Below are 1,296 nucleotides of genomic sequence, written 5' to 3' on the forward strand. Positions count from 1 at the left end.
TGGGATTGCCCCGGATCGGTGGACACCGAGAACGCTTTCGCGTGAGGTGTTTTTGCCATGCCGAGAACCCGTCCCCCGTACCCGGCGGAGTTCCGCCGCCAGATGGTCGAGTTGGTCCGCGCCGGACGCGATCCGACCGACCTCGCCCGTGAGTTCGAGCCGTCGGCCCAAGCCATCCGCAACTGGGTGGCCGAGGCCGACCAACTGGAAGGCCGCCGGGAGGTGAAGCCTCCTGCCGTGGAGGCTGCCCTGTCGGCGAGCGAGCGCGATGAACTCCTTCGGCTGCGGCGCGAGAACCGTCAGTTGAAGCTGGAGCGCGACATCCTCTCTCGCGCGACAGCCTGGTTTGCGCGCGAGACCGGAGTTCTGCCGTCGGGATCTTCCGGTTCATGAGCGCGAACCAGGCGCACTTCCCGATCGCCGTCATGGCGCGCGTGCTGGGCGTCTCGAAGGCCGGATACTATGCCTGGTCCGGCCGTCCCCTCTCGGCGCGGGCTCAGGCGGACGAGGTGCTGCTCCGGCGCATCCGCACGATCCACCTGGGCTCGCGCCGGACCTACGGCTCGCCACGGGTCCAGGCAGAGTTGCGTGACCAGGGTGAGGCCCACAGCCGCAAGCGCATTGCCCGGCTGATGCGACAGGCGGGTCTCGTCGGGGCGTGCCATCGCCGCGGCGGGCCGGTGACGACGCGGCGCAACCAGGAGGCTCGGCCGGCCCCGGACCTGGTCGACCGCAGCTTTGCGGCTGATGAGCCCAACCGGCTGTGGGTCGCGGACATCACCTACATCCCGACGCGTGCGGGGTTCCTCTACTTGGCCATCGTACTCGATGCATTCAGCCGCCGGATCGTTGGCTGGTCCATGGCGGATCATCTGAGAACTGAACTGGTGCTGGACGCGCTCGAGATGGCCGTTGGCCAGAGAAAACCACGAGACGTGATCCACCACTCGGATCAGGGTTCGCAATATACGTCGCTAGCCTTTGGCAACCGCTGCCGCGAGGCGGGTGTGCGGCCCTCGATGGGCTCGGTCGGGGATGCTTACGACAACGCCATGGCCGAGAGCTTCTTCTCGACCCTGGAATGCGAGTTGCTCGCCCGCCGACGCTTCCACTCCCGGCCCGAGGCTCGCATGGCCCTCTTCAGCTACCTCGAGGGCTTCTACAACCCGGTGCGGCGACACTCCGCCCTGGGTTACCGCTCGCCCCTCGTCTACGAACAGGAGCATCGCCCAAAACCCGCAACCGAGACCCTGCTCAGCCAAGCCCCGTAGCCGTCCACAGAAACGGGGCAATCCC

The 1,296-nt window shown here is 67.4% G+C and carries 1 protein-coding gene; it reads left to right on the forward strand.

All coding sequences use genetic code 11. The features are described from left to right. Window positions 1–57 precede the first annotated feature (57 nt). Window positions 58–1,271, forward strand: a protein-coding gene (locus A5481_RS16335; RefSeq protein WP_156312183.1) for an IS3 family transposase whose coding sequence is annotated in 2 segments (ribosomal slippage) — window positions 58–337 and window positions 337–1,271 — 1,215 coding nt in all. Because the reading frame shifts where the segments join, the coding sequence is not laid out codon by codon here. Window positions 1,272–1,296: the final 25 nt, after the last annotated feature.

Source organism: Methylobacterium platani, from assembly GCF_001653715.1.
Classification (GTDB): Bacteria; Pseudomonadota; Alphaproteobacteria; order Rhizobiales; family Beijerinckiaceae; genus Methylobacterium; species Methylobacterium platani.